We start from the raw sequence: 7,396 nt of genomic DNA on the forward strand, positions 1-7,396 counted from the left end.
CGTTTCAGCGACTTTTATAATATATCATAGTATATTATTTTCGTCAACAAGTTTTTTCGATAAGTTGTATCTCTCATTTGCTGACTCTGCCTATTATATAGGCTTTCTTTTCCCTATGCAAGTATTATTATAAAAAAATAAAGAGAGGGAAAATCCCCTCTCTTATTCTTCTGAAGAAACCTCTTCACTCGTTTCTTCCTCTTCATCTTTTTGTGCTTTTGCTACCGTCGCTACCTCTTGGTCTTCCTCTAATCGAATTAGACGAACACCTTGTGTATTACGTCCCATTTGAGAGATTTGATCAACTGGCATACGAATAATAACGCCTGCCGCTGTAATTAACATAATATCTTCTTCACCTGTAACAGATTTAACAGCTACTAATTTACCATTCTTATCTGTAATGTTACAAGTTTTCAGACCTTTACCACCGCGACTTTGCAGACGGTATTCATCAATCGGTGTACGCTTTCCGTAACCATTTTTCGTTACAATTAGAACATTTACATCCTCTTCGACAATTTCCATACCTACAACTTGGTCTTCATCGCCCAACGTAATAGCTTTAACACCTGCAGCATTACGTCCCATAGAACGAACATCTTGTTCATTGAAACGAATTAGCATACCGTTACTTGTCCCGACAATAATATCCTTATCACCCGATGTTAAACGTACAGATATTACCTCATCCTCTTCACGAAGAGAAATTGCAATTAAACCATTTGTACGTATATTTGCAAATGATGAAAGTGGCGTTCTCTTAGAAACCCCTTGTTTTGTCGTAAAGAATAAGAACTGATCGTCACCAAATTCACGAATCGGAATAATAGCGTTAATCCACTCACCCTTATCTACCCCTAATAGGTTAATAATTGGTAGTCCTTTTGCAGTACGACTATACTCTGGAATTTCATATCCTTTCGTACGGTATACTTTACCCTTGTTTGTAAAGAATAAAATATGATCATGAGTAGACGTTGTTAATAAATGTTCAACAAAGTCATCATCATTCGTACCCATTCCTTGCACACCACGTCCCCCACGGTTCTGTGTTTTGTACGTAGAAGCTGGTAACCTCTTAATATAACCGTTATGAGTTAACGTAATCGCAATGTTTTGTTCAGGAATTAAATCTTCATCTTCAATAAATTCCATACCGCCAATTGTAATTTCTGTTCGTCTCTTATCATTGAAACGCTCTTTTACTTCTGTTAATTCTTCACGAATAATCTCAAGAACTTTTTCTTCATCTGCTAAAATCGCTTTTAATTCAGCAATTAACTTCATTAAGTCTTGATATTCTTGCTCAATTTTTTCACGTTCTAATCCAGTTAAGCGTTGCAGACGCATATCTAAAATCGCTTGCGCTTGTTTCTCACTTAAACCAAAACGTTCCATTAAGCCTTGCTTGGCAATATCTGCCGTTTTTGAACTACGAATTAACGTAATAACTTCATCAAGATGATCTAAAGCAATTCGTAATCCTTCTAAAATATGAGCACGTGCTTCTGCTTTTTCTAATTCATAAGCAGTACGTCTACGAATTACTACCTTCTGATGCTCTAAATAATGATATAGATTTTGTTTTAAATTTAGTACTTGTGGCTCCCCATTTACAAGAGACAACATATTAATACCGAAACTTGTTTGAAGCGCTGTATGTTTATATAGATTGTTTAATAGTACGTTTGCATTAGCATCACGACGTACTTCCATGACAATACGCATACCATTACGATCTGATTCATCACGTAAATCTGTAATACCTTCAATTTTCTTATCGCGAACTAATTCTGCGATTTTTTCAATTAATCGTGCCTTATTAACTTGATAAGGTAGTTCAGTTACGATAATAGATTGTTTACCGTTTGACTTCTCTTCAATTTCAACCTTAGCACGAAGCATAATGGAACCGCGACCTGTTTCATAAGCTCTTCGAATTCCACTTCTTCCTAAAATTAAACCTGCCGTCGGAAAGTCTGGACCGGGAATGTATTCCATTAATTCCGCGATAGTAATATCAGGATTATGACTTAATGCCAGCACACCATCAATTACTTCGCCAAGCTGATGCGGCGGTATATTTGTTGCCATACCAACAGCAATACCTGTTGTACCGTTTACTAATAAATTAGGGAAACGCGCTGGTAGTACTATCGGTTCTCTTTCGGAACCATCATAGTTATCTTGATAATCAATTGTATTTTTTGAAATATCACGTATTAATTCCATAGAAATCTTAGACATTCTTGCCTCTGTATAACGCATTGCAGCTGCTGAATCTCCATCTACAGAACCGAAGTTACCATGCCCATCTACAAGCATATAACGTTGACTAAAATCTTGCGCCATACGTACCATTGTTTCATAAACGGCTGAATCACCATGAGGGTGATACTTACCGATTACTTCACCGACAATACGTGCTGATTTCTTATACGCTTTATCAGCTGTAATTCCTAAATCATTCATCGCATATAAAACCCTACGATGCACAGGTTTTAATCCATCACGAACATCTGGTAATGCACGAGATACGATAACACTCATTGCGTAATCTAAAAATGAGGTACGCATTTCATGACTAATATTAATTTCTCGAATTCGTGCTTGTTGTTGATTGTCTGACATCAACGAGCACCTCCTCTTACATTTCCGTTACACATACATTGATTTATATGTAGAAGACAGGAATACTTAGATTCCTGTCATTACTCATTTAAATATCAAGGTTCTTCACGTATTTTGCATTCTCTTGGATAAAGTTACGACGTGGCTCTACTTTATCTCCCATTAAAATTTCAAATGTTTCGTCTGCTTCAATTGCATCTTGAAGGGAAACTTGAAGTAATGAACGTACTTCTGGATCCATTGTCGTCTCCCATAGCTGAGTTGGATTCATTTCCCCTAGACCTTTATAACGCTGAATCCCTGGCTTAGGTTGGGCCGGTAATTCTGCTAAGATTTTTTCAAGTTCCTTATCGTTGTAAGCATATTGAATTTTTTTACCTTGTTGTATTTTAAACAACGGCGGCTGTGCAATATAGATATAACCACACTCAATTATTTGACGCATATAACGATAGAAGAACGTTAATAATAGGGTACGAATATGTGCACCATCAACATCGGCATCGGTCATAATAATAACCTTATGATAGCGTGCTTTTTCAATATCGAAGTCTCCACCAATATTTGTACCAATCGCCGTAATAATTGTACGAACTTCATCATTTGATAAAATCTTATCTAAGCGTGCCTTTTCCACATTAATAATTTTACCCTTCAGCGGTAAAATTGCTTGGAAATGACGATCGCGTCCTTGTTTTGCAGATCCACCCGCAGAGTCACCCTCTACGATGTAAATTTCACTAATTGCTGGATCTTTCGAAGAGCAATCAGCTAATTTACCAGGTAAACTTGAAACTTCTAACGCACTCTTTCGACGTGTCAATTCACGCGCTTTTTTCGCAGCTACACGTGCACGTGCAGCCATCGTACCTTTTTCTACAATTTTTCGCGCTACATTAGGATTTTCTAGTAAGAACTTTTCAAACGCCTCTGAGAATACAGACTCTGTAATTGTTCTCGCTTCACTATTCCCAAGTTTTGTCTTCGTTTGTCCTTCAAATTGTGGATTTGGATGCTTAATTGATACAATTGCTGTTAAACCTTCACGAACATCCTCACCAGTTAAATTACTGTCCGCATCTTTTAAAATGCTATTTTTACGACCATAGTCGTTGATTACACGAGTTAAAGCTGTTTTAAAACCTACCTCATGTGTACCACCTTCATACGTATGGATGTTATTCGTAAATGAGTAAATATTATTTGTGTATCCCTCGTTATATTGAAGAGAAACCTCAACCTGAATACCATCTTTTGAACCTTCTACGTACACAGGCTCTTCATGAATCGGTTGTTTTGAGCGATTTAAATGCTCAACGTATGATTTAATTCCACCTTCGTAATGGAATTCTTTCTTTTGCTTATGTTCACGTTTATCTTCAATTGTTAATTTAATATTACGATTTAAAAACGCTAATTCACGCATACGAGTTGCTAGCGTATCAAAATCGTATACTGTTGTTTCTTGGAAAATTTCCGGATCTGGTTTAAATCGAGTTATTGTTCCTGTTTGATCTGTGTCACCAATGACTTTTAAATCCGCAACCGGAATACCTCTTTCGTATTTTTGGTAATGGATTTTACCTTCACGATGTACAAATACTTCTAATTCTGTTGATAGAGCATTTACAACCGATGCCCCAACACCATGTAAACCACCAGAAACTTTATAACCGCCACCGCCAAATTTACCACCGGCGTGGAGAACAGTCATAATAACTTCTACAGCTGGACGTCCCATTTTTTCTTGTATACCAACCGGAATACCACGCCCATTATCCGTTACACGAATACTATTATCTTCTTCGATACTAACATTAATTTCATCACAATAACCTGCAAGTGCTTCATCAATACTATTATCTACGATTTCCCACACAAGATGGTGAAGCCCTTTTCCACTTGTAGATCCAATATACATACCAGGGCGTTTCCGAACTGCCTCTAGTCCTTCAAGCACCTGTATCTGACTTTCATCATATGCATTTTCTTGCATTTGCTTTTGTTCCATTGACACAAAGATCACCTACTTTTCCATTTAAACAGGGGTTATTCCCTATCTATTTCACAATCTACAGTGCCGTTCGTTACATGAATTGTTTTCGCTTCTTTTAATGTTTCGTGTTCAATTCCGTCGACACTCGTCGTTGTAACAAATGTTTGCACTTTTCCTTGAATTGTATTTAAAAGATGTGATTGACGATAATCATCTAATTCTGATAAAACATCATCCAACAAAAGGATTGGATATTCTTTAACCTCTGAATAAATCAATTCAATTTCAGCTAATTTTAGGGATAGTGCGGTCGTTCGTTGTTGTCCTTGCGAACCAAAGACTTGAACATTTTTACTATTAACGAAGAATTGTAAATCGTCACGATGAGGACCAATTAAAGTCGTACCACGGAAAATTTCACGTTGTTTCACAGATTGAAAACTTTCATAGTATACTTCTTTTATTTTCGACAAATCCATTGATTCTGATACATCTACACTTGGTTTATAGACAATTTCTAACTCTTCTAATCCACGGCTTATACCTCGATGAATTGGAGCTGCCCATTCCTGTAGCAAATGCAAAAATTCAAAACGTTTTTGCAGTATTTTCGCACCATGCTCAATTAGTTGAAGTGTAAATACATCCAACATCGTTTCCTCATTCTTACTATTCCCTTGCATTTTTTTCAACAAGTGATTTCGTTGCGTGAGCACCTTTTGATATTGACTTAATTCATACAAATATACAGGAGCTATTTGTCCTAATTCCATATCTAAAAAGCGTCTTCTTACTTGAGGGCTTCCTTTTACAAGATTTAAATCTTCTGGGGCAAACATGACAACGTTCATCACGCCAATATATTGACTTAACTTTTGTTGTTCAAGTTGATTTAATTTTGCCTTTTTACCTTTTTTCGAAATATTTAATTCCAAAGACAAAGAACTGTTTCTTTTTTGTAATTTCCCCTTTATTTGACCAAAATCTTCATCCCAGCGGATAAGTTCGCGATCATTAGAGGTTCTATGAGATTTCGCCATCGCTAAAACATAAATAGCTTCCATCAAATTTGTTTTCCCTTGTGCATTTTCGCCGATAATTACATTTACCTTATCTTCAAAGGAAAGCTCTAATTTTTCATAATTGCGATAGTTTTTTAATTGTATTTCTGAAATAAACAAAGGGCTCCCCCTTTATGCCTGAACTTGGAAAGTTCCGCTTCCTGGAATTTCAATAACATCATTCGCATATAGTTTGCGACCTCTTCTATTTTCAAGTTCGTTGTTCACGTACACTTCATATTCTTGTAAAAACCATTTTACAGCGCCACCTGTATCAATTACATCAGCTAACTTTAAAAATTGTCCTAGTGTAATATACTCTGTTGAAATTTTAATACGTTTCATAAAATCGCTCACTTTCTGAAAGTGTTCATTCTTTCATTGTACTAAATAAACTAGCATTAGGAAAGTAATACCCAAAAATCAAATAAGGGCCACTAGCATCTTTAAACTAGCAACCCTTATTCCTTACCTAGTAAGTACGAACCGGTAAAATTAATTGAATAATTGAATCATCATTTACTGTACGAATTAAGAACGGTCTCATTGCCCCAGTAAAGCTAACTTTAATCTCTGTACTATCCAAAGCTTTTAATGCATCCATCATATATTTTGCACTAAAAGATATTTTTAACTCTTCTCCATCTACTTTTTCGCATTGTACTTCTTCGACAACTTTTCCGATTTCTGGTGAATTCGAAGAAATCTCTAGCATTTCTTGCTCTAAAGTTGATAATTTAACAACGTTATTGCGGCCATCTCTTGCTAATAGTGAAGCACGATCAATTGCTTGTAGGAATTCTTTTGTATTTACAAAAATATCCGTTTTACTCTCTGCTGGAATTAAACGTGTCGTATCAGGATAATTTCCTTCTAACAATCTTGAGAAGAATAATAAATGTTTTGTACGGAATAATACTTGATACTCCGTAATAACGATATCTACCATTTCTTCAGACTCATCTAAAATTTTACTTAATTCATTTAAGCTCTTACCTGGAATAACAACATTAGCTTGGAATTCATCTGCAATGTTATGTCCTTCAATTTTTGCTTTTCGAAGTGCCAGTCTATGACTATCTGTTGCAATACAAGTTAACTCGCTGTTATATACCTTCCAGTTTACACCTGTCAAGATCGGTCTTGTTTCAGAAGTAGAAACTGCAAATACAGTTTGTCTGATCATATGCTTAAGTAAATCTGTTGGTATCTTAAATACATGATGTTCTTCAATCTGTGGCAATAACGGATATTCTGCAGAATCTAAACCATTTAAGTTAAACTCTGATTTTCCAGATTTTATTTTTGTCATAAAATGATTTTCTACAGAAATTTCGACAGTGTCTTTAGGTAGTTTTTTTACAATCTCACTAAAATATTTTGCCTGTAAAACAATGCTTCCTGATTGAGCAATTTCTACGATTTCTTTTCCATCTTCTTCGACTGGAATAAACGATTCAATAGAAATATCAGCATCGCTTCCTGTTAATGTAACTCCTTCTTCAGTAGCTACAACTTTAATTCCCGTAAGGATGGGGATTGTTGTACGAGAAGAAACTGCCTTCATTACATCTTGTACACCTCTTACAAGATAGTCTTTTTGTATTGTAAAACGCATAAAGAAAAACCTCCGGTAAGTATAAGATTTTATTTAATTAATAAAGATAAAAAAATAGTAGTAATAGTAATAGGGCTTGTGGATATG

5 protein-coding genes are annotated in these 7,396 nt (G+C 35.6%); all 5 read right to left on the bottom strand.

What is annotated here, in order from left to right; all coding sequences use genetic code 11:
• Positions 1 to 162: 162 nt before the first annotated feature.
• Positions 163 to 2,634, bottom strand: coding sequence for a DNA gyrase subunit A (gene gyrA, locus ABWK52_RS04150; RefSeq protein ID WP_001282864.1), 2,472 nt, complete (start codon positions 2,632 to 2,634; stop codon positions 163 to 165).
• Between the two features lie 88 nt (positions 2,635 to 2,722).
• The gene (gyrB, locus tag ABWK52_RS04155) at positions 2,723 to 4,645 is read right to left on the bottom strand and encodes a DNA topoisomerase (ATP-hydrolyzing) subunit B (RefSeq protein ID WP_000435982.1); all 1,923 of its coding nucleotides are present in this window, start codon (positions 4,643 to 4,645) and stop codon (positions 2,723 to 2,725) included.
• Between the two features lie 38 nt (positions 4,646 to 4,683).
• The gene (gene recF / locus ABWK52_RS04160) at positions 4,684 to 5,811 is read right to left on the bottom strand and encodes a DNA replication/repair protein RecF (RefSeq protein ID WP_000470745.1); all 1,128 of its coding nucleotides are present in this window, start codon (positions 5,809 to 5,811) and stop codon (positions 4,684 to 4,686) included.
• Between the two features lie 12 nt (positions 5,812 to 5,823).
• On the bottom strand, positions 5,824 to 6,036 hold the full coding sequence (yaaA, locus tag ABWK52_RS04165; RefSeq protein ID WP_000821364.1) for a S4 domain-containing protein YaaA: 213 nt from the start codon (positions 6,034 to 6,036) through the stop codon (positions 5,824 to 5,826).
• Positions 6,037 to 6,163: 127 nt separating this feature from the next.
• Complete coding sequence (gene dnaN / locus ABWK52_RS04170) at positions 6,164 to 7,309, bottom strand: DNA polymerase III subunit beta (protein ID WP_001212884.1); 1,146 nt, start codon at positions 7,307 to 7,309, stop codon at positions 6,164 to 6,166.
• Positions 7,310 to 7,396 lie beyond the last annotated feature (87 nt).

Origin of the sequence: Bacillus sp. AP50, from assembly GCF_040492675.1 — a bacterium.
Lineage (GTDB): Bacteria > Bacillota > Bacilli > Bacillales > Bacillaceae_G > Bacillus_A > Bacillus_A cereus.